The sequence below is a fragment of the Staphylococcus sp. HMSC072H03 genome, from assembly GCF_001809305.1.
Taxonomy (GTDB): domain Bacteria; phylum Bacillota; class Bacilli; order Staphylococcales; family Staphylococcaceae; genus Staphylococcus; species Staphylococcus hominis.
In genome coordinates this window covers 1-537 of record NZ_KV796903.1, presented here as the reverse complement: position 1 = coordinate 537, position 537 = coordinate 1, and the positions used below count along the sequence as shown (strand labels likewise).

1 protein-coding gene is annotated in these 537 nt (G+C 36.7%); it reads right to left on the bottom strand.

What is annotated here, in order from left to right; translation table 11 throughout:
* Window positions 1–537 (bottom strand): DUF927 domain-containing protein (locus HMPREF2578_RS11360; protein WP_256275859.1); only part of this gene is annotated, 537 nt, incomplete at both ends.

Below are 537 nucleotides of genomic sequence, written 5' to 3'. Positions count from 1 at the left end.
TTAAAAGTTGCTGATGAGAGTTCATCAAATACTAGTGGTACACCATAGTTGTTGCTTAAATAACTTTCAAGTGCATTACGTGTAGCATTCCAACTTCTAAAGAGCGTTTCGCTTCCCTTATTAGGGTTGCCAGCAACTGATACAGCTAAAGCAGCCGCTGTTGATTTACCAGTTGATGACTGACCTGTAAAACTAAAGATGATACCAGCAAATGTAACATCTTGTTTATGCTTCAGAAATGCTGTTACTAAGGCAGAAATTCCGAATATGGTTGCTAATTCCAAATAAAAATGACCTTTGACCTCATTAAGATACATATTAAACCAATCTTCAAACGTACCTTTAGGCGCTAAATCATAAGATGTATCACAAATTGGCTCTGAAGGAGTGTTAGCATTGAATTCTTTGGTCTTATAGACATCATTTAAGGATATAATTGAACCAAATGGAGTTTCTAGTATGCCTACACCTTCATACAAGTGGGAAGGTGATAATAGATTGCGCGTTTGTTGCAAGGCATTACTTAAAGACGTGATG